At 67.4% G+C, this 1,661-nt stretch carries 1 protein-coding gene; it reads left to right on the forward strand.

What is annotated here, in order from left to right:
* Positions 1-120: 120 nt before the first annotated feature.
* Positions 121-1,661, forward strand: a 1,541-nt coding sequence (locus I55_RS20670) for a hypothetical protein (RefSeq protein WP_148293870.1), incomplete at its 3' end; no start/stop codon positions are given.

Genomic DNA, 1,661 nt, shown 5'->3' on the forward strand with positions numbered 1-1,661 from the left:
CGCCTTCGGCGGGACCTTCACCAAGCCCTCCATCGGCCCGACCTAGAGGCGGCGGCCCGGACATACCTTGAAGAAGTATTCGCCCCCGCGGCGGCATCCGCTGCCCTCGATCAGAAATCGGTGGATGCGCTGATCGACACGCAGGGTATCACGGCTGTGTCCCTGGCTTTGGCCGATATGGCGCTGGGGCGGGCCCCGCGCATCACCACGGGCGCGATCGAGTCCATAGGTGCCAACCAGGCCGAGGCCATTCTGGCCGTCAGCGCACCCGAGATCCAAGCCGAAGGCACCTCCCCAACGGCCGCCGACAACACGGCGCTCAATCACGCCTACCGTCTGGCTTCCATTGACGGGCCTTTCGACGACAAGTCGGTGGCCTTTTCATTGGCCAGCCTGTCAGAGGCTGACCAGCGCGACTTCGAGGACCACCTGCTGGCCAGTTCAGAGGGTGTCAGCGGGACAGGCATCCTCGGGGTGGTCAAGATCGATGTCGTCGAGCCCAACGGCACGATCTATGGACGGCCCCTGGACAAGGACGGCGGCGTGTGGCGTTTCGAGGGCCCTGGCCTTTACGCCGTTGAACGCGATAAGGGCGACCGCTGGGCGCTCCTGGCGTCCGGGGACGGGCGCATCGCCGCCGTGCCGCCGGATGATGCCGGCTTGGCCATCTTCACGGGCATGATGACGGGAGACCGCGCCGCCAGTGTCTTGTCGGAGATGCTGGAACGGGCGGACACCGAGGGTCGCTTGCTGTCAGGCCGCCTGGCCTTGCCGCCGGCGCTCCCAGCCGTCTCCCTGGAGATCGGTTCGGACACGGCAGATGGCGCGCGGCGGAGTGCTGCTCAACTGCTTCAACAGGCCGAGGAGGCGGCTGGAGCGGAGGCGGTCGATACCACCCTTACCGCTAAAGGTGAGCTGTCGGTAACATTCGCTGCCGAGACGGTCACCGCTTTGGAGGAGATCCGTTTCGACGTCGCGCAATACCTGCCCGTTATGGAGGCCCGGCTCACCGTCTACCAGCCCCCTGCGGAACGGTTGATGGACTCGGGTGATGGATCGCGGGCACCCGCGCCAGCCGTACCGGGGTCCACTCTGGTGCTGGGGCAGGAGGACGTATCCATACATCGTGACCAGGGCAAAAACGCCAAACGCCTGGTCACGGAAATGATGGCCGCGATCCAGCAGGCGGGCCGGGGGCTGAGCGCCGCCGGCGGGGAACTGGGCGAGAGTGGCCGGCGTTCCTGGAGCGACATCAGCCAAGGCCTCCAGGGCTTACGCGATGGCTTGACCCGGCGTCTCCATGAGCTCCGGTACCAGCTCAACCTGCGCAACGACGGGACCCTTCTTCCTCGCCTGCATGACGGCCACGATCATGCGGCGGCTCGAACCTCCCTTGTTGGGGCGGAGTTGGCCGCCGCCGGCGTGGCCGGGTCGGCGCTGCTGCTTCACCACCTGGCGCAGTCCGCTTCGGTGGCTCCTGCAGCCTTCCGCCTGGCCCGCACCGACGGGCCAGTATCGCCGGCGGCCGGGCAGAGGGAACCCGCCGGGGGCTCGGGACTGGACATCACACTGCCCTTCCAAGGTGGCGGTTTGATGGTCTCCGAATTCGCGAGCCGAGACCAGGCCGGCTTCCTCGTCCGGGCGGATCGCCAACTCGGGCC

The sequence above is a fragment of the Azospirillum sp. B4 genome (genome assembly GCF_000333275.1).
Lineage (GTDB): Bacteria > Pseudomonadota > Alphaproteobacteria > Azospirillales > Azospirillaceae > Nitrospirillum.